The sequence below is a fragment of the Chryseobacterium hagamense genome (assembly GCF_007991455.1).
Taxonomy (GTDB): Bacteria; Bacteroidota; Bacteroidia; order Flavobacteriales; family Weeksellaceae; genus Chryseobacterium; species Chryseobacterium hagamense.
In genome coordinates, this window is sequence record NZ_BJYJ01000009.1 from 153,178 (window position 1) to 173,692 (window position 20,515).

Sequence of the window (20,515 nt, forward strand, 5' to 3'; positions counted from 1 at the left end):
AAAAAAATTTAGAAATGAAACTGCTTGACTTACATTTAAAAAATATAGGGCCATTTCTGGATGATCGTATCGAATTTGCCACTTTTGAAAACTCCAGGAAACAGGTAACAATTCTCACAGGTGAAAATGGAACAGGCAAGACGATTGTGCTCGATGCAATCAGGAAAGTGATATTGGCTGACAATGATTTATATGGAAATATTAAAAGACAAATAAATAGAAATCCGGATTTTAAAATTGATTTAACGCTTGAAGTTAATAATGAAATACTCGATTTAGAAAGTTCTCAACTTGTTGATAATGGTGTGCAGGTTTTATTTAAAGGTAATCCTTATCGTATCATATCACATGCTTTCCTTGACGACAAAGATTCAGATAATCAACTATGGATAATGAATTACTGGACTTCTCAAAATGACGATAAGCCATTCCATATTTCGAGCTTGGATTTTATTAAACCAGAAGAATATCTCGTTGGCGCCTTAAAAGGATTTCAAAAGAATGCTGAAACGACAAAAATTATAACATTTTTCGATTACTACAAATCATCCGATCAGCCGGATCAAAAAAAAGAGGGTGAATTTATTTATGAAACCATTAGAAGAATATTTAGATTAAGTTTAAATCACGGAGAATTAAAATACGTTGACCGAACGTCTCTTTTACCAATCATCGATATCAATGGAAATGAAATTTCTTTGGAAAAATTAAGCAGTGGCAATCTGTATTTAATCCAAAGAATGCTGGGACTCTTATCTCAGATGTACTCGGTATATAAATTAAATAATCTACCGTTAGAAGATCTGTTGAAAACTCCGGGTGTTTTATTAATAGACGAAGCAGAGAATCATCTTCACCCAAAGTGGCAGAAAACCTTTCTCAATTCTATTTTAGATATTTTTCCAAATCTTCAGATTATTGCAACTACCCATTCTCCCTTTATTGTAGGATCAGTGGATGGAGCAAAAGTATATGTCTGCAAATCGGAGAAAGAGTATTCTGTTATCTCCGATGAAACCGATGAGTACAGCAGCAAACCGATTGATGAAATTTTAATTTCAGATGCTTTTGATGGAACGTTGCCTTTTGCCAATGAGAAAATATCTTCTTTGCTAAGCCGGAGGAAGAAAGCGATAAAGGAAAAGAATAAAGAATTGGAGAATGAGATTGAAGATGAATTAAAAAAAATTAATCCCCAGTATTTTTCCTATCTGGAACTGGATAATTTATTAAAATCCATTGTTAAATGATTCACTTGGTTAGATTATCTGCTCCTGGTATATTAGACAGGAAAAAAGCAGAATGGACAGAGAAATTTTTAGAAAAGAGATTAACAAATTCTAAAGCAAGACCAGATCATAATAAATATGGTCATCATGACATTATTAGTAAATTGCTTGCCACTAGCAGCCATAAATGTTTTTATTCAGGGGAAATGCTTAAAGGGAACTATCGGGAAATAGATCATCATATAGAAGTTGATGAAAAACCAGAAGATGCCTATGAATGGGACAATTTATATTTGTCCAGCTCAAACTGTAATGATAAACTTCCAAATATTGACATTGCCGTAAGTGAGGTTCTGAATCCTTTTAGAAACTCAGACGATGAAATTGAAAATAATCTATATTTTGAAGATGAATACATTCTTTCAGATTCTGAACTAGGAAAGAAAACAATCAAAAAATATAGATTGGACAGTGAAAATCTTGATCTGAAGAGATCAAAATTATTGCATAAATTCAAAAATCAATTAATTGAAATAAAAAGCAATATTATTAAAGAAGGTAGGGATACATATAATGATGAAGAAGCTCTGAAACTTAAAAGATTTGCTGATAAAGACGCTCCTTTTTCATTAATGTTCAGATTAATTCTTAAAAAATACAATATATGAAAGCTATCTTACGTTTCGTTATCGCCGTCATTTTCATCCTATCCGGTTTTGTGAAGGCGGTGGATCTGGTAGGTTTTTCCTTTAAAATGGAAGAATACTTCTCTCCTACGGTTTTTGATATGCCGTTTTTTGAAAAATTTGCCCTGCCCCTGTCGGTTTTCGTCGTAGTGCTGGAACTTCTTCTCGGCTTTATGCTGCTGATTAAATTAAAGCTTAAATTCACCCTTTCCGCTTTGATCGCCCTTTGTGTATTCTTCGGCTTCCTCACGTTCTATTCGGCGTATTATAATGTGGTAACGGATTGCGGATGCTTTGGCGATGCCATTAAGTTTACTCCCTGGCAGAGCTTTATCAAGGATGTGGTGCTGCTGATCGGCTTAATCATCGTATTTATCCTGTACGGAAAGGATTTCAAAAAGAAAGATGCCTACAGTTTCAACCCCAGGAAAGAAACAGGAAATAAATTCAAATATATCCTTCTGGGTGTTTTTACAGTGGCCATGATCCTGATCGGCGCCCATGGAATTGTTCATGAACCGCTGATTGATTTCCGTGATTATAAAATCGGTACCGACCTGAAAGCAGAGAAAGCAAAAATCAATAAAAACCCTTCGGAATACAAAACGTTCTATTCCCTGAAAAATGCAAAAACGGGGGAAACGGTAAAAGTAAACCAGGACGATTACATCAAAGAAACGAAATACTGGGCGGAAGGTTCCCCCTGGAAAATTGAGGAAGGAAAAAATGAATCGGTTTTAATTAAGGAAGGTTATAAATCGGAGATCGTCAAGTTCAAGATTGAAGATCCAAACGGAACAGACGTGACGGAACAGATTATCAATGCTCCGAAAGCAATATTGATCTTCTCTTATCATCCGCAATCGGTTTCCCCGGAACTCCTGAAACAGCTTGAAGCAAAGGTTAAGACCCAAGGAGCTGCCGTAGTATCCGGCGTTTCCACCCTTCCAAACACTTTTAAAACCATAAAAAACAACATGATGGACGGCACAGCCATCAAAACCATTGCCCGCAGCAATCCGTTTGTCCTGATCCTGGAAAACGGGAGGATCGTCGACAAGCAGCCGGCGGAGGACTATTTGAAACGATAGGGATCAATGTGAATGGTGAATAGGTGAATTTTGTTTTGCAGGTCAATTTTGCTGCGCAAGTGAATTTTTAAAAAGTGAATGGTGAATCAAAAATAAAATTGACCATTCAACCGAAGGAATTTACCATTGACCGCACCCAAAGTGAATCTTGCTGCGCAGGTGAATTTTAAAAAAGTGGCTGGCGAATCAAAAACAAAATTGACCATTCACCCAAAAATGAAGAAACAATATAGAGATATTGAATCCGGGACCAACTTTAAACCTCGAACTTTAAACCTTAAACTATATCATAATCATCATGCAAAAATCCAATAAGCCGATTGCCGGTTACCACCTTTTAATGATTCTCTCCTCAGTAGACGGGGAATTTTCCCCGGAAGAAGGAATGCTGGTCCAGCAGTATTTAGCGGATGAGTTTCCTTTTAAGATCAACCTCGATAACGAACTTGAAACCATTGCCCTGCTGCAGCCGGAAGAATGGAAAGACCATTTCGAATTTCACGCGCGTTGCTTTTACGATGATTCCACAAAGAAAGAACGCGACAATTTTATACAGTTTGCCAAGACCCTGATCAAAGCGGATCAAGTAGTGACCGATGAAGAGCATACTTTTTATACGCTTTTGAAAAATCTTTGGAATATTGATAAATCAGAACATTAAAACAGACCGTACCAAGCGGTTTAAACATTAAAATAAATTTTATGAGAAGAAAAATAGTAGCAGGAAACTGGAAAATGAACAAAAGTGTAATTGATGCCCAACAGTTGATGGTTCAGTTGCTAAGCTATAAAAACAACCATACGCCGAACTGTGAAGTATGGATCGCTCCACCGGCTTTATACCTGATGATGGCAAAGGATATTTTTGAAAAAGATGAGATCGGCATTTTTGCCCAGGACATGAGCGAGCATGAAAGCGGAGCCTATACCGGGGAAATTTCTGCAGACATGCTGGAATCCATCGATGCTACCGGTTCACTGATCGGGCACTCCGAAAGAAGGCAGTATCATGGTGAAACGGATTCCCACTGCAACAGAAAGATCAAGCTGGCGTTGGATAAAGGCTTAATTCCTGTTTACTGTAACGGTGAAACCCTGGAGCAGAGAAAAGCAGGCGAACATTTCGAAGTGGTAAAGAACCAGACGGAAGTCGCTTTGTTTACGCTTTCGGCAGAGGAAATCAGGAAAGTAGTGATCGCTTACGAACCGGTTTGGGCCATCGGCACCGGCGAAACAGCCAGTCCCGAGCAGGCGCAGGAGATCCATGCTCATATCAGAAGCACAATCGCAGCAAAATACGGACAGGAAGTAGCCGACGAAATTTCGATCCTGTACGGAGGCTCCGTAAAACCGGACAATGCCCGGGAAATTTTCTCCCAACCCGATATCGATGGCGGACTGATCGGCGGAGCAGCATTGAAATTGGAAGATTTTTCTAGAATCATCGAGGCCTTCCAATCATAAGCAATAATAACACAGACACCAGAAGACCACCGGATGCGGTGGTTTTTTTGTTTCTGAATTCCTATGAATCCGGTACTATTTGCTTTATCCTCAATTGAAAATCCTGTCGGTAATCCCGACAAAAACTACCAGAGTTTCCCTTTTCCAATCTGTTAACCTCAGCTTTTACTTAAATGAATTGGTTACATTATTTTCCTGTTGAAGATAAAATGATGGACTTTATAATTAACGACATGACCGGATATGAAATACACATATAATTTTTTATGATAGATCCCGAGAAGAGAATGCGAAAGCAGATAGACAAGTTCCTGTTTTTCCGTATGTTCAGGAATGGCAATTCCATAAGTTTCCTCGATCTCAGCAACAATAATATGCCGGAAGTTTTCCTTAAATAAAGACATAAGCCGTTTATTATGATTGAGTTGATGTAAAAAGTATATACGCACAAATACAGGTTACGGATTCAAAATTAAAACAATTCATAAGATAATGTGGTATTAAACAGCTGTAAATCTAAGTGTTATAAAACGTCTGAATGTAATTTCGCCATCTAGATTTTAAATCTGCTGAATCAGTAAAATCAATGACCCGTTTATTATGAATCTGCTGTAAATTGGAAGTATTAGTTTTTAATTGTAAAAGAGCGATTATACAATCTGAAACATTTCAGAATTCCGTAAAATAAAATTCCTTTGATCTTACCGATAAAAAAGTCCCCCGGTTTCGGGAGACTCAGAATATTTTGAAAACTATTTAATATCGACGACGTACATCGTTCCTTTGTCTACTTTCCCGGTTTTTGGGAGAATCTTGGCTTTAGGGTTTCCGTTTCCGTCGTCTACGATACCGAAGTCATCATCATTGAAAACGGCCAGTTTATTGTTTCCGAGATAAACGATGCCTTCGAATTTATCGTGTTCATAACCCAGTTTAGCCACGAGATCCACGGCAAGGGTCTTGGAAACGGCCTGGATTCCGGCTGCAGAAATTTCTGCCCAGGTACATTGTTCAAGAGCTTTCCCGTTGATTTTCATTCCGTCTACTGCGCTCAGGTCAGATCCGTTCACATCGGTAGCTCCGGAAAGATTGATGCGGTAAACTTTTTTGATGCCCCCCTGGGAACCGAAGTTTCCGTCTCTTTCGATAAGCAGGAATTCCGTACTGCTCAGTGCCGTAATGTCACATACCGAGTCGGAAGCGCCTCCATCCTGCTGATACAGGAACTGCTTCGTCTGTCCGGTAGCAATATCGAAAGTGACAATCCTCGTTAATGTTTTATTGGTTGCCAGACTTTTGCTCGGCACATACATCATCGACTGGATGGCACCTACCAGGGTTTTTCCATCCGGTGTGATGCACAGTCCTTCCATTCCGCGGTTTGCCCTTCTCTTGGCAAGAACTGCCGGCAGCTTCCGCGTTCCCGTATTGACTCCGATCGGGCTGATTCTCTCCATTTCCACACCTTCTGCCGTGTAGTGTACGATATGCGGACCATATTCATCTGAAACCCAGAACGTACCGTCAGCTGCTGCCACAACACTTTCACTGTCCATTCCATAAGGATCCGTCCCAAGTACCGTTCCGTTGGCATCATAGGCCACTTCCCCGGTGCTTCCCATTCCGGCTGGGTTCGGAAGTCCGGTAATCGGCTGCCCTGAAGGGTTTTTAAGTTTGATGTATTTAATGACTTCAATATTTCCTGCCGCATTTATCTTGAAGTGCATGATGGTAGGGGTAAAGGAAGGCGACAGGAATTTTTTCCCGTTCAGGTAATCCGTATTGGGACCACGGTCTGTGATGACATAGAATTCTCCTTTTCTGGTGGGATGCGCCGCAGCTCCGGATCCGAATCCCCCGTTGATCACCTCTACTCCGTTGACGGTTGCCAAAGTGCTGAAAGGAAACTCCTGAGGCAGCTTGGAATAATTGATATCCTGACCGCTATCGGTCGTTTCAAAATCTTTACATGCGGTAAGCGCAGTCAGCATCAAGCCAGAAAACAGTATTTTTTTCATGTTGGTTTATTGTGACGCGAAAGTAAGGATGATGTATGAACTGATGTTTAAGCGAATACTAATTGTATTTTAAATAAATGATCCTGTAGCTGAAAACATCTTTTCTTATCATTATATTAATTCTATATAACAAACATTCACGAAAAAACAAAAAAGTTCATCCTCATCTAAAAGAATAAAAGTTAAACAGTACCACTAATTATAGAATTTTTATCTGATTTTTGTTATTTAATTAGTGGAACATTGTTATAATTTTCTATTTTTCAGTATTTTACCTGGATTTATTTAATCATCTAAAATAATTATTATATTTGCCATGTAAATCCTGTAAAGGGTTCCGTATCATAACAGCTAAAATTTAATATACAATGAATAAGCATACCTAATTTTTCTCTCCCTGTAAGTTTTATATGCACAGGTAGCGATTAATAAAAACTTCTGAAATGATTTTTGATGTTAGGGGTGATCCTGCAGGCGATACCAGCACTTTCGGAAATCCTTCAGTACAGGTTTACGGCGAAACATATCATTATGGGTATAGGATCCTGTAATGATCGTATATTCACAGGTGCCGGATTTTTAAATCATTAATGAGAGGGATCATCCAGCTGTTTTTAAGATATGATTCCAGTACGTTTTTCAATAGAAGTGCCGGAAAATAAATTGCAGGATCCGGGTATTCAACAGATTATCATCTCCTTACATCAATATATTATATCGTATGAAGTTTAAAAACATCCATATTGGAAATTTAATCGAAAAAAGAGTGGTTGAAAAGAAAATGGAATTGTACCATATCTGTAATTTTATGAAATGTACTGAAGAGGAGATTTATCGTATGTATGGTTCCCATGAAATCAGTACAGAAAAACTTCTGAAGTGGAGCAAACTGCTCGACTATGATTTTTTCAGAATCTACACCCAGCATCTCATTCTTTATTCGCCCCCCGTAAATATTAAAGAAAAAGCTGAAACAAAAACCGAGCTCCCCGTTTTCCGGAAAAATATTTATACCCGCGAAATTATTGATTTTATTCTTGAACTCATTCATACCGGCATTAAGACAAAAGCAGAAATTATGCAGGAATACCGTATTCCGAAAACCACGCTTTATAAGTGGATCAGTAAAAAATAAAAATACACATAAAATGAAAACTCCTGACTACCGGAAAATCTATCAGGATATGATCCGGATGAAATATCCTGAGAAGGCAAAGCTCTGCAGCTCTATTTTAAAGAAAAAGAACATCGATCTCCTGGATATTATGCGTTTAAATGCCATTATTACCGGAAAAAGCGATAAACAAAAACTGCAGGACAACCAAAAGCTGAAATCGTACGACAGGAATACCATTCTCAAAATCCTGAATTACCAGCAAAAGCATCATCTGAACAATACCCAGACGGCCGATCATTTCAGACTTAGCAGAAATACCGTTGCCAAATGGAAAAAATTTTTTTTCCCCAATGGATCAGCTTTGGATGAGGCTTCTTATTAGGTATCGCAATTAAACCGCAATAAAATTTATCACTCCGCCGGGGATTATGATTACAGTCATAAAAAAAGACGGTTAATTTTAGTATATCTGCTCTTAAATTTCATATTTTTGCCCAAAAAAAATATGAAAAGGATCATTTCGATGCTGTGTTTATCGGCTATTTCTTACCTTAGCGGGCAAGTAGGTATTAATACTAACCTCCCAAAGTCAACATTGGATCTTACCAAATCAGCCGCTTCAACTCCGGATGGTTTGCTGACCGTAAGAATGACCGGAACGGAACTTGCCGCCAAGGATAACCTGTATGGGGCAGATCAGAATTCAGCGGTGGTGTATGTGACTGCCGTACCCGGTACCCCAACTTCAAAAACTTCTAATATTACCACTCCCGGCTTTTATTTTTACAATAACGGGATCTCAAAATGGGTAGGATTGAGAATGCCTAAGTTCTTCTATATGCCATCCATCCTTTTTGATACCACTACCCTGGGTGCCAAAACAAAAGACCTTTACCAGCTGTATTATAACCAGTTTACTACGCCGCAGGTATCCAGTACCGGTGCTCTGGGAAAAATTCCTGTACTCGGCAAAAACGATCTTGAATATTATATCACCTATTACGATACCAATGCCTTTACCAATGTAACGATTGATGCCAACGGGGTAATGAATTATACGGTCAGCAATAATGCGACGGATGCCAGCTTTATGAATATTGTATTTGTAGTAAAATAAAAACCTGAGAATGAATATTCAGAAATATCGATTAAAATTATTAACGGCTGTACTTTCCCTTTCCCTGGTCACGGTATCCGGGCAGTTTACGATTACCAATCCTCTGACAACCAAGGACATGACGGGGATAAGAGTAGGAGACAATGCCTACCTTACTGCGGCGAACGGGGTTGATCCCAACGGAGCAGGATGGTTAAGGCTTACCGAGGCCAAAACCAACCAGAAAGGTTTTATGTATGTCCTTCAGGGATTTCCGACGACGCTGGGCGTCATTGCCGATTTCGAATACAAAGACTGGCGGAATATCAATGACGGTTATTTTGGAGCAGACGGTTTTTCCGTTTACCTCTTTGACGCCACTGTATCGGATGCCAACTTCAAATTGGGTGGCTACGGCGGTTCATTAGGATATGCCACCTACAGTAACCCGGCCGGAACCACCGGATTATCCGGGGGATACCTCGGGATTGGGCTTGATGCTTACGGCAACTACGCCAACAACGGGGAGAACAGAAACGGGTCAGCACCTGCCGGCACCCTGACTTCAGGGATGCTTCCCAACGCTTTTGTGCTAAGAGGACCGACAAGCGCTACTTACAACAATTCAAACGTATATCTTGCAAGCGCCCCGCTGGGTAACCGGAGCGGAACCGTTGATGCCATCCGGCAGCGTGACGAAATCGATTACAATACCCTTACGGCAACCCGGCCTGCGGACAATGTTTTCTACCGGAGGGTCCAGGTGATTATTACCAAGCCGGGTAATGATTATGTGGTAACCATCAAATGGAGAAAGGAAAACCAGACTACTTTTACGCAGGTTCTCTCCTACACGCTGAGCTCAGCGACTTATCCTATCCCTTCCAATCTTAAACTGGGCTTCGCCGCTTCTACAGGCGGGGGATTCAATTTTCAGGAAATCAGGAACATTATCCTCACTACGCCCGGAAACCTGAGGGTAGACAGCCGTTCGGACAGCTATTTTACGTGCAATGACAACACCAGTGATATTACTTTTAAAGTAGAGGTCAGTAACGATACCGATGCCGCACTCAACAGCATCGATTTCAACGGGAAAATAACAGATGAAAACAATAATGTACTCGACCCGTCCAAGTTTTCAATAACGGGTCTTTCGACCACAGGATTTACCAATTCCAATCTGCCGACTTCAGGATTTACGTCCAACAATATCACCGGCACGGTGGGACTGACGGCCAAAACGTCAGGCATCGTTACGATTACCGGAAAATATTATAAAAAAGGCCTGGGCAACAACCGCAGCTTCAGAATGGTTTCCAACGTATCATCCAACCAGATTACCGATACCGATACCACCAACAATACGGCTATCACAACTATTGAAATCAGGAAATGTTCGGTCATCACCAACCCGATGCTTCCGGCCTATTCAAAATAATCTAATTTCAGTATTGATCTGCTGATGTTAAAAACAGTAAAAGCGCACCGGAACCGGTGCGCTTTTGTTATGACAGCCTTTGCTGACTATGATTTTTTCGCTCTCTGCAAAACTTCATCTACCATCCCGTAGCCTTTGGCTTCTTCGGAAGTCATCCAGTAGTCACGGTCCGAAGCTTTTTCTACCCACTCGTACGTTTGTCCCGAATGTTCTGAAATGATTTCATAAAGTTCTTTCTTCAGTTTCAGCATCTCTCTCAGATTGATCTCCATATCGGAAGCAACCCCTTGGGCACCTCCTGAAGGCTGGTGAATCATCACTCTTGAATGCTTCAATGCAGAACGCTTTCCCTTCTCCCCTGCTACCAGAAGTACCGCTCCCATGGAAGCAGCAATTCCCGTACAGATGGTGGCCACGTCCGGCTTGATAATCTGCATGGTATCATAAATGCCCAATCCGGCATATACACTACCGCCAGGAGAATTGATGTAGATCTGAATATCTTTTGAAGGATCGGCACTTTCCAGAAATAAAAGCTGCGCCGTTACAATGTTGGCTACCTGATCATCAATCCCTGTTCCCAGGAAAATAATCCGGTCCATCATCAGACGGGAGAAAACGTCCATCTGTGCTACGTTCAGTCTTCTTTCCTCCATGATATACGGGGTAAGATTCGTAGGACCGTACATATTCATATATTGATCGGTAACCAGACCGTTGTTTCCTAAATGTTTCGTAGAGAAATCTCTGAATTCTTTTTTAATGTCCATATTTCTGTTTGTATTATTATATGTTACGAAGTTGAAGTTACAACTTTTATTCCTAAAATTTTATAGGACTTTTTGTCATAGAAGAGCGTACAATTTCAGCAACTATCTTTTCCGGTTGACATAAATCCCTTTGATAGGCGAATATTCGATCATCTGGCTTAATTTGATGGACGCCTGCTTCATCAACATAATTTTCTGCACCAGCTCAAAATATTTTGTCTGGTCGGAATCCCTGTAATGGTCGAGTTCTCTGGCAGTCTCTGCAATAAGATAATCGATATACCGGTATTTATGAAGCAGGATATCCCCTTTTACCTGATCGGCAATTTTGTCTCCGTAATTCGGCGGGAATATATTCCTGGAAGCCCAGTTCTCCAGTTCGTTGGCCGGAAGCAGGGCATCCACCACTTTTGTCGTAATTTCCTCGTCCATAAAGGTAATAAAGAAATTTCCGCTTCTCAGTTCTTCATTCTGAATCCCCTCTTTTACGTGTCCGATAATAATTTCATTTCCTTTAACCAGAAAACGGTATTCTTCTTCATCGAAATGATAAAGTATTTCCTCAATAACGGTAATCTGGTATTCCTCTTCACTTTCATTTTTCCTTTTCAGTACAATATCACCGAACATCAGCATGTGATCGATCAGCTTATTTTCCATGAACAGAACCTCAAACAAAAACGGATCGGATTTTTCTTCATCTAAAGGAACCACATCCATTTTTACCGGAGCGGTTTCTTTTTGCTGCTGCTGTACATGATGCGTCTGGCCCTGCGTGATCTGCTTCTGGACATTCAGCTCATTGAACAGGCTCTGCTCCGAAAGACCGAACTTACCGGAAACCTGCTTCAAATAAACCTCCCTTTTTAAAGCATTCTGAACGAAAGAAACCGATTTTACGATATCGCGGATCGCCTCGGCTTTTTTGATAGGATCATCCCCGATGTTTTTCAACAGGATTTCCGCCTTAAAGTCGATAAAATCCATTGCTTCATTTTCGATGAATTTCTCTACGTATTCCTGAGGATGCTTGCGGGCGAACGAATCGGGGTCGTCACCGTCGGGAAACAGCAGGACACGGATGTTCATTCCTTCGGTCAGCAGCATATCAATGCTCCGGAAACTGGCCTTGATTCCGGCATTGTCCCCGTCAAAAAGAATGGTCACGTTTTCCGTGAGTCTCTTGATCAGTTTAATCTGCTCTGTGGTCAGGGAAGTCCCGGAACTCGCCACCACATTTTCGATGCCTGACATGTGAAGGGAGATCACGTCCATATATCCTTCCACCAAAAGACAGACATTTTTCCGTGAAATGGCCTGCTTGCTCTGGTTCAGGCCGTACAGGACATTGGATTTATGGTAAATTTCCGTCTCCGGGGAGTTGAGGTATTTGGCGGTTTTTACGTTATTTCTCAGGATCCTCGCCCCGAATCCCAGCACTCTGCCGGAAAAGCTGTGGATCGGAAACATGACCCTTTCCCGGAAACGGTCGATGCCGGACGGTGAATTTTCAGGGAAAATCGAAAGCCCGGATTTTTCCAGGAGATCTTTGGAATAGCCTTTTTCCAGGGCATATTCGGTAAAGGCGTTTTTCTTTTCGGGAGAATAGCCAAGCTGGAATTTTTTGATGATGTCGTCACGAAGTTCCCGCTCTTTAAAATAGGAAAGACCGATATTCTTCCCCTCTTCCACTTCCCAAAGGAAATTCTGAAAGAAATCATTGGCCACTTCATGGATTTTATACAGCTGGTCCCGCTCCGACTGGGCCATTTTCGCTTCCTCAGAAAAATCTTTCTGGTCTTCTTCGATCTCGATGCCGTATTTTTTGGCGGCATGGCGAAGGGCTTCGGGATAGGTAAAGTTTTCGATTTCCATCAAAAAAGAAATGGCCGTTCCGCCTTTTCCGGTAGAGAAATCCTTCCAGATCTGCTTGCTGGCCGACACCACGAAACTCGGGGTTTTTTCTTCATGAAACGGGCTGAGCCCTTTGAAGTTAGACCCTGCCCTTTTCAGCTGCACATATTCCCCGACAATCTCTTCAACGCGGATTGTGGAAAATATCTTATCAATGGTCTGCTTAGAAATCATGTGCAAAAATAGACAAAATTTAGGTTTTGCAGGCAAGATATTATATAAGAAAGACCCGCATAAAATTGGTAAACGAGTCGTATTAAGGTCCATTTAGGACCTTTTCTTATTAGATACATCATTGAACAGGATTTGGAAAAGAAAGCATCGGCATTTTCTCCGTCAGCCGATCCACCCCATACCAGATACTCAATCTAGGATTATAATACCTCGCTCCATAATAATAAAGACCTGTTTCGCTGTCTAACTCTTTTGCGTTAAACTTGTAAGGGTTCGGATATTTTCCGGTGACCTGCTGCTCTACGAATGTTTCCCCGAAGGGTAATTAAGCTATATTTTACTGAAACATAATTAGTATCTGTCGTAAAATATACCATAGTTAGATATTATCAAATTAATGCCGCCTTTTTGCACATTAACAAGCAGAATTCCTATGTAATAGCAGACATTTATTTTAACTCAATTAAGTCGTCAACTCCATTACATTTTAAATTAATAGCATTAGGTATACCAGTGGTAAAATCTACAATTATCTTTTCCCTGCAATCTTTGTTATTAAAGTATAATTTATTATGAAACAATTTCCAAGGCAATTGATTAATATTACTCAAATAATAATAGCCGACAAATTCGTTTTTATAATTATAAACAAAGATTTGACTTTCTGCCGTTGCACTCTTATTTAAATTAAAAATGTACGAGGATTTTACAATAAAATAAGTCTTACCTGTCTTCGTTTTAACCCGGCCTAAAAAGCTGCCTTTAAATTCATCATTCTTAGTAATCTGTTTTTTAACCATATTATAACATTGATTGAATATAAGTTTTTGATTAAACTTGTGCCTTTCTTCTGTAAAATTTATTTCCTTTTTCTGCGCGAAAGAGAATCCGCAATGAGTGAAATATATTATAAATAATACAATATTTTTTGTATTCATATTTTTAATAATTTGAAGGTTTAGGTGTTCTACTTTGATTTAACATTGTTTGAATATATTTTTCATAACCTTTTACACCTCCACCATTATAACCTTTAATTGCTTCATTCCATCCTCTCCAAGACCAGTTTCTAGAAATTATTTTACCACTACCATCTTTTGAATAATTTGGACTGGAAGAGAATCCCTCACCGATTGCATATCTAATAGATAAATTAATTTTTTTATTTGTTGAGAATGTTGCTCCTTTTGTAATTCCAATTGCTGTTTTATCCGGTGTAAAATCCTCATTATTATTAACTTGTAAATTGAACCATTTGTTCCAGCATGTGATTCTTGCATACTCCAAGCTTTTACTAAATTTCCGTTCTTATCTCCTACTATCATAGTACCAGAGTTAAGTTCATTATTTGACAGATGTGTACTTGCAGCTATTTGATAGTCATTTACTTGATATTTTGGACCACTAACATCTTCGCCACTTTGAGTTCTAGTTTGAATTATATTTGGCATTTGAGCTTCTACAAAAAAACCAGATATACCGCTTCCTACAGGCGCAATACTTGTTTGTCCACCTACAATTTCAGAAAAGGTAGAAGCTTGTACGAATGTTCTGAACTCAGTATTACTTTTTATTCGATATATTTCTTGTCCTAGCATATTAAAATAAACAATATCATTTGGAGCTCTACCGTCGGGATCGGTATAACGTACCGGATTATCAAATGCATAAACATACGGCGACCAGCCCGGCATTTTCTCCGCCAGCGGATCCACACCATACCAAACACTCAACCTCGGGTTATAATACCTCGCTCCATAATAATAAAGACCGGTTTCGCTGTCTAATTCTTTGGCATTAAACTTATACGGGTTGCTGTATTTTCCGGCTACCTGCTGCTCAATCAAGGTTTCCACAAATTGTAAATTTATGATAATTTCCAAACTACCACACGAAAGGATTCGTGCGGAAGCGACGGGAAAATTAGGAAGTTGACACTAACATAAAATCTTCTATTTCCCAATAATTATCATGCAATCTTAGTTCAAATACGGCATTTCTATGGAAATAATTTTTTATACGATGGTCAACAAAAACTAATGCTCTTCTTTTAGAAGGATCAAATACAATCTCTGAAAAATAGACAACACCTATCTCACATTCATTTGTATGTTTATCATACTCTGCCAGATCCAGCACTTTTGCGGTACACAAATTAAATTGATTTGCTTTTATAGAACTTCGTGTACTTAATTTTTTAATATCTGGACTATTAGAAAAGTCTTTAAAAGAATCCTTCGTTCTTTTTATGCGTCTTAAATAAACTTCGGTATTATCTGTCCCGAAATATGTATTTTTATTTTTAGTAGAATCTATATATAAATTGCAAAATTTTTCAGGATTATTAAAAAGTTCGTTGTGCGCTTTTGTCCTCTCTTCGATATATAAATCCTCATCATGAACTCTTAAACTATCAAAATATCTTTTTTTACCTAAATAATCTTCTCCAAAAAAAATAGGTATCAACTGATCTGTTAAGTCATTATATAGCTTTACATTAGTATCGGTAGATTGGCTTACACAACTTTTCATTTCCTCCTTACAATTCGTAAGTAATAAAGAGGATAATAAGATCATAACTATTTTAGTTTTAAAATTCATATTGTTTAGGGATTTTGGGTTAATAACATGGTCTTACCCGCAAATTATCTTTCGGTTTTTTATAAATATCTAAAATAGATGGCTTTTTTTCTGATTTCAAGTCCCTGATTTCACGTTGTTGCCTAAAATCTTTTGCAGCATTATTCCTCCTAAATCCATCAAACTTTTCAGTAATTATGTCACGATCAGAAGCAGAAAATTGAGTATCTGTTCCAAAATAAGTAATTTCCCAATTATCTCCTGCATCTGGCATACCACTTTTTGATTGAAAACTCGTCCTAAAACCTAGGGTAAATTCCTCGGAAATATGGTCTATTTGATAGTCTCCCCAATGACCACCTTCATGAATCATTATTTCTGCTAAATTATCAATATACTTTTTATCTCCTTTATGTTTTGAAACCGTGTTTATTACACCAGGATCAATATAAATAGCATTAGGATCTTTTTTTTGATCAAATAACCCCAAATGTCCCATACTTTCATTCATTACAACAGTGGGTCCATCTCCATCTCTGAGCATTTTCTGTATCATTTTATCATCTACACCAAATCTCTCTTTAAACGCTTTTCGAAATCCTGAATCTCGAAACACCGCTTTTATAGTTTTTATTGCCTCTGTATATAATCTTCTTTGCTCTCTCGTAGCATTTGCCGGTAATCTAAAATTTCCATCAGGATCAATGTAATTAATAGGGTTGTTTCCACAATATGCATACGGCGACCACCCTGCGTACTTCTCCGCTAGTGGATCCACCCCATACCAGATACTCAATCTAGGATTATAATACCTCGCTCCATAATAATAAAGACCTGTTTCGCTGTCTAACTCTTTTGCGTTAAACTTGTAAGGGTTCGGATATTTCCCGGTGACCTGCTGCTCTACAAATGTTTCCCCGAATGGTAAATTTAAGAAAAACAGGCTTGTAACACCAATCTTATCACGAAGGAAAGAGCGAGACACTTGTCCTAGCAGATGACAAGTGCTATAATCTTATTTTACAACTGATCTAGGACCTAATAACAGAGCCATTCATTTAGTTGACTTAATTTCTCTATATGCCTTCTCCCATTTTTTAGTATCAGAATAATAAATATCAGAATCCCCCATTGAAGACTCAGCTTGAATCCATATTATATAGTTTGATAAACCAATTCTCTTATAAAATACAGGACCTTCTTCCGTTTCTTTTACTCCAATTTCGTTAAGATTCTCAGGAAGTTTCTTGTTTGATTTTCTATATTCCTCTATTTTATTTATGATATGATTAGCTTCTTGCATATTTTCTGATACACAACTAATTATAAAAAAAAGCATGACGAATAAAAATTTACTTTTAAGTTTCTTCATAATATTAATCTCTATTGCTTTGATTTAGTTGGCTGGCATAATGAGCAAGGATTACCATTTGTTCCTCCTTTATCTCCTTTAATATAAACTGGTTTTGTACTATAATTTTTTCGTGGAGGGGATTTAAGATTATCCTGTTTAGGAAGTTCATTATAATTAGGAGCATTTTTAGGATTTGTTGCACCTAATGAATTTAAATAATTTTGCAATTGCTCTCCAAATGAAAATTTGCTTTTAGGATCAAAATAATTTGCTCCGAATTCAGCTCCAAATTTATCGCTAGGCAAATCTTCATAACTATATGCAGAATGTTCTGCAAACATAACATCTGACGCTTCCTGCGCATATCCATCTTGCAATGATTCACTGACTGGATTCATCCTAGATTCTCCTAAAGTTTTTAAAGACACAGAACCACCTTTTGCCAACACTTCTGCTTGAGCTCTACTTTTATCTTGTTTATAGTTATAGGCTCTACCTGCATAAAATAGAAAATGTACCATATCAATCCAACCGCCTTCGGTTGTATAGATATATCTTCCATCCCGGTTATTAAAATATGCCGTACTAGTAGGAAGACTTCTACCTTGGCTCCAACTAAATTCAGTGTTTCCTAATCTTGACATTGCTGCTGCTGCATTCGCACCTGAAAGCGTTCCCATTCTAGAAGGTGTATTATTGAATGTTCTCAAGAACACAGCTATTGTCCCGACAAGAGGTAAAATAGGATATCTTCCATCCGGATCAGTAAATCTTATAGGATTATCAAATGCATAAGCATACGGCGACCAGCTCGGCATTTTCTCCGCCAGCGGATCCACCCCATACCAAATACTCAATCTAGGATTATAATACCTCGCTCCATAATAATAAAGACCGGTTTCGCTGTCTAACTCTTTGGCATTAAACTTATAAGGATTAGGATACTTGCCGGTTACCTGCTGTTCTACAAATGTTTCCCCGAATGGTAAATTTAAGAAAAATTGGGTAGCAATACCATCGCCATCCGTCACAAAGGTGCCGGTTCCCAGATAATCCCCGTGGATATAATAAATTCCGTTCTGTGCGGAACCCGATTTCAGCTCTGTATCGATACTCTGTACATCAAGTCCTGCCTTTTCCGCATACCGGTTGAAATCCGCCCGGGGATCAGGATCAGGGGCTGCATTGCTTCCTGCTACTGAGGTGGAATCCTGGGATCTGCTGATATTTCCGCTGTTGGTGGAAAGGTAGCTGGCTATTCTTTGGGTTCCTGCATAGTAATGTTTGGTATATTTCCCGTCCGAAGTTACCGTCATGAAAGGATTCGGATAGACCGAGTAGGACTGCAAAGACATCGAGCCGTCAACCAGGGCACCATTCTGGTACAATTGTGACTGCTGGCCCAGAATATACTTGATGGTCCTCTCATTTTTGTCGTCATATACGTTGTACTGGTAAATGCCTTCGTCTTCCGAAGAATAGGCCTTCATGTTATTCTCTTCGTCCCAATACATATATCTTGCCCCCAATGGTGATCCGTCGGCTGCGGGATTACCGTTAAGGTCATATTTAAACAGATTGTTCGTATTGGTAGCCTGGTCCAGAACAGAATCCGCTCTGTGCGTACCGCTTAAATAGGTGTAAAGATTATTGTAGGTATTCAAAGGATCAACCGTACCCTGGTGGATTACCGTCTGCTTTTTGGTATCGATTCCGCTGCTGTTGGTATAGCTCAGCGATGTGCTGTAGCTTGAAGCAATATTGTTCGGATCCGTATGATCTTCCTTTAACTCTTTGAACATGGAACCTTCCGAAGAGATCAGACGGTTCATGGTATCATAGCCGTAGATCATTTCATACGGTCCTCCCAGCATATTGGGTGTGGGGTCGGCCGCATTCGTATTCTTGACAACATTACCTACCAGATCGTATTTATATTGATTATTAAGGAATACCGTATAATTGTCTTTTGTGAGGATATGGTTTTTTAACATACGCCTGGCGGGATCATACGTATAGACGGAATATGTATCATTCCCATTCACTACTTTGGTCCTCTGTTCATAAAGGTCATATCGGATGTCCTTAATATAATCCCCATTCACGTCGCTGGTTACCTGCTTCAGGTTTCCGCCGCGGTCATATTGATAGCTCAGATATTCGCCATCCGGATAACGTATCCCGGAAATCCTGTTCCAACTGTCATAGGTGTAACTGGTGGTGAAAGACATAACAGGGATATTGTATCCTAAGATGCGCCGCCTTTCCCGCACGATCTCACCCATATTTCCATAGAGGTATTGCACAGAACCGGTTCCGTCACCTTTAAATGTAATCCTTCCTTTTCCTGAGCCATTGGTCGCATACTGGTAAACCACGTTATTCGGATTAGGCGATCCGTTCGGCAGCGGAGGATAGGTGATGTTGGTCAGCCTGTTTAAGTCATAAGTATAAGCAATATAGTTTTGAGATGCCGTGGAACCTGAAAGGTTTGCCGTATATCTTCTGATAAGATTGCCTCCCGCATCATAAACAAATCTTGAAATACCGCGGTCCGGATGATCTTCCCTTATTCTTCTGCCTCCCATGTCATACGCGTAGGCAGTTGTTTTATTCTCCGGATCTGTGGAAGAGAGAAGCTCTCCTATATTATTATAGTTGAATGTGGTTGACAATACCTGCCCTCCGACAAAATTGTTTGTTTTAACCACTTTTCCCTCGGCATTGTTAAATGTTTCATATTTCAATGGTACGGCAAGGTTCTGAAGCTGCTGCGTAGTCTGCTTATACATACTGTTGTCAATCGCATATTTAGTCTCCGTGAGGTTTCCGTCTTCATCAAAACTGTTGACCACCCTGTTTAATGCGTCATATACAACTGAAGTATAGTATGGTGCCGTGGTAAGCTTCAACTTTTTATTGGCTGCGGCATCCTTATTTTCATCCGTCGGATGGTATTGCTTAACGGCCCTTCCGAAAACGTCGTAGAGCGTAATTCCCGATACGGACATTTTTTCGGTACCGTCTGCTTCGATATCTTTTTTCACCTGCACGGTCCTCCCGGTAAAATCTGCCAAGCTGATGGTTTCAATAGGATTGGACGGATTCTGGGGGTCATAGTTCTGGGTAAGAGATCCATAGAGCTTCGGAGGATTCGTTCCGGTTCCCAGCTCCGTATCAAAATAGCTGTATTTTACCGTATACGGAGATACGCCCACTTCTTTTGGCCCCAGCACGGAAGTCATACGCCCTAAAATATCATACGTATATTGTATCTTGTTTCCTGCAGGATCCGTAGATTCCAGAACCGTATCAAAACTCGGATCATAAACGGCAGAAGAAGAAACGAAATTATCGGTAACGGTCTGCACATATTTTCCGGTGGAATCATAAGTGTAAGTCAGTTTATATCCGCTTGGATAGGTAATTACTTTTACATTTCCAAACGGATCATAGGATAGACTGGTCAGTGCAAAGGTTCCGGGAGAAACTTCAACGGAAATACGGGAGGGATCTCCCGTTGTCTGATCAATCTCGGTGCTTCTGTGGCGAAGCAGCGTATTTCCGGCTCCATATACTTT

19 protein-coding genes and 1 pseudogene are annotated in these 20,515 nt (G+C 39.6%); 9 read left to right on the forward strand and 11 right to left on the reverse strand.

Features of this window, described 5'->3' with window-relative positions; genetic code table 11:
• Positions 1–14: 14 nt before the first annotated feature.
• From CHA01nite_RS10625 to tpiA, 5 genes are all read left to right on the forward strand, one after another.
• Positions 15–1,250: an AAA family ATPase gene (locus tag CHA01nite_RS10625; protein WP_146941292.1), complete on the forward strand. Its 1,236-nt coding sequence runs from the start codon at positions 15–17 to the stop codon at positions 1,248–1,250.
• The gene (locus tag CHA01nite_RS10630; protein ID WP_146941293.1) at positions 1,247–1,897 is read left to right on the forward strand and encodes a hypothetical protein; all 651 of its coding nucleotides are present in this window, start codon (positions 1,247–1,249) and stop codon (positions 1,895–1,897) included. Before CHA01nite_RS10625 ends, CHA01nite_RS10630 begins: the two co-directional genes overlap by 4 nt.
• Positions 1,894–3,006 carry a BT_3928 family protein gene (locus CHA01nite_RS10635; protein ID WP_146941294.1) on the forward strand — a complete coding sequence of 371 codons (1,113 nt, stop codon included), beginning with the start codon at positions 1,894–1,896 and terminating at the stop codon, positions 3,004–3,006. The genes CHA01nite_RS10630 and CHA01nite_RS10635 overlap by 4 nt, the downstream gene beginning before the upstream one ends.
• Positions 3,007–3,304: 298 nt before the next feature.
• A complete protein-coding gene (locus CHA01nite_RS10640) occupies positions 3,305–3,667 on the forward strand; it encodes a tellurite resistance TerB family protein (RefSeq protein ID WP_146941295.1) in 363 nt (120 codons plus the stop codon).
• 41 nt (positions 3,668–3,708) lie between these two features.
• Positions 3,709–4,470: a triose-phosphate isomerase gene (tpiA, locus tag CHA01nite_RS10645; protein ID WP_146941296.1), complete on the forward strand. Its 762-nt coding sequence runs from the start codon at positions 3,709–3,711 to the stop codon at positions 4,468–4,470.
• A gap of 182 nt (positions 4,471–4,652) precedes the next feature.
• Here the strand turns inward: tpiA and CHA01nite_RS10650 are convergent, their stop codons facing one another.
• Positions 4,653–4,874 (reverse strand): hypothetical protein, encoded by a 222-nt coding sequence (locus CHA01nite_RS10650; RefSeq protein ID WP_146941297.1) that lies wholly within the window; start codon positions 4,872–4,874, stop codon positions 4,653–4,655.
• A 348-nt stretch (positions 4,875–5,222) separates the two neighbouring features.
• Positions 5,223–6,488: an esterase-like activity of phytase family protein gene (locus CHA01nite_RS10655; RefSeq protein WP_146941298.1), complete on the reverse strand. Its 1,266-nt coding sequence runs from the start codon at positions 6,486–6,488 to the stop codon at positions 5,223–5,225.
• A gap of 721 nt (positions 6,489–7,209) precedes the next feature.
• Here CHA01nite_RS10655 and CHA01nite_RS10660 point away from each other — a divergent pair.
• The 4 genes from CHA01nite_RS10660 (at position 7,210) to CHA01nite_RS10675 (ending at position 10,142) form a co-directional block, all read left to right on the forward strand.
• Positions 7,210–7,623: a transposase gene (locus CHA01nite_RS10660; protein WP_146941299.1), complete on the forward strand. Its 414-nt coding sequence runs from the start codon at positions 7,210–7,212 to the stop codon at positions 7,621–7,623.
• A gap of 13 nt (positions 7,624–7,636) precedes the next feature.
• On the forward strand, positions 7,637–7,987 hold the full coding sequence (locus tag CHA01nite_RS10665) for a helix-turn-helix domain-containing protein (protein ID WP_146941300.1): 351 nt from the start codon (positions 7,637–7,639) through the stop codon (positions 7,985–7,987).
• A 123-nt stretch (positions 7,988–8,110) separates the two neighbouring features.
• On the forward strand, positions 8,111–8,722 hold the full coding sequence (locus CHA01nite_RS10670) for a phage tail-like protein (RefSeq protein ID WP_146941301.1): 612 nt from the start codon (positions 8,111–8,113) through the stop codon (positions 8,720–8,722).
• Between the two features lie 10 nt (positions 8,723–8,732).
• Positions 8,733–10,142, forward strand: coding sequence for an L-type lectin family protein (locus CHA01nite_RS10675; protein WP_146941302.1), 1,410 nt, complete (start codon positions 8,733–8,735; stop codon positions 10,140–10,142).
• Positions 10,143–10,228: 86 nt separating this feature from the next.
• On the opposite strand, the gene clpP is transcribed toward CHA01nite_RS10675, so the two are convergent.
• From clpP to CHA01nite_RS10720, 9 genes and pseudogenes are all read right to left on the reverse strand, one after another.
• Positions 10,229–10,912 carry an ATP-dependent Clp endopeptidase proteolytic subunit ClpP gene (gene clpP / locus CHA01nite_RS10680; RefSeq protein WP_146941303.1) on the reverse strand — a complete coding sequence of 228 codons (684 nt, stop codon included), beginning with the start codon at positions 10,910–10,912 and terminating at the stop codon, positions 10,229–10,231.
• A 102-nt stretch (positions 10,913–11,014) separates the two neighbouring features.
• Positions 11,015–13,000 carry a DNA primase gene (gene dnaG, locus CHA01nite_RS10685; protein ID WP_146941304.1) on the reverse strand — a complete coding sequence of 662 codons (1,986 nt, stop codon included), beginning with the start codon at positions 12,998–13,000 and terminating at the stop codon, positions 11,015–11,017.
• A gap of 118 nt (positions 13,001–13,118) precedes the next feature.
• Positions 13,119–13,310: pseudogene (locus CHA01nite_RS10690) on the reverse strand (RHS repeat-associated core domain-containing protein); the annotation flags it as partial.
• Between the two features lie 139 nt (positions 13,311–13,449).
• On the reverse strand, positions 13,450–13,938 hold the full coding sequence (locus CHA01nite_RS10695) for a hypothetical protein (protein WP_146941305.1): 489 nt from the start codon (positions 13,936–13,938) through the stop codon (positions 13,450–13,452).
• A gap of 138 nt (positions 13,939–14,076) precedes the next feature.
• Positions 14,077–14,856 (reverse strand): RHS repeat domain-containing protein, encoded by a 780-nt coding sequence (locus CHA01nite_RS10700; protein ID WP_228458398.1) that lies wholly within the window; start codon positions 14,854–14,856, stop codon positions 14,077–14,079.
• 67 nt (positions 14,857–14,923) lie between these two features.
• Positions 14,924–15,601, reverse strand: a complete 678-nt coding sequence (locus tag CHA01nite_RS10705; protein ID WP_170234721.1) for a hypothetical protein — start codon at positions 15,599–15,601, stop codon at positions 14,924–14,926.
• A gap of 19 nt (positions 15,602–15,620) precedes the next feature.
• Positions 15,621–16,565, reverse strand: a complete 945-nt coding sequence (locus CHA01nite_RS10710) for an RHS repeat-associated core domain-containing protein (protein ID WP_228458399.1) — start codon at positions 16,563–16,565, stop codon at positions 15,621–15,623.
• Positions 16,566–16,634: 69 nt separating this feature from the next.
• A complete protein-coding gene (locus CHA01nite_RS10715; protein WP_146941309.1) occupies positions 16,635–16,952 on the reverse strand; it encodes a hypothetical protein in 318 nt (105 codons plus the stop codon).
• Positions 16,953–16,963: 11 nt separating this feature from the next.
• A partial coding sequence (locus tag CHA01nite_RS10720) for an RHS repeat-associated core domain-containing protein (protein ID WP_146941310.1) occupies positions 16,964–20,515 on the reverse strand: 3,552 nt, incomplete at its 5' end.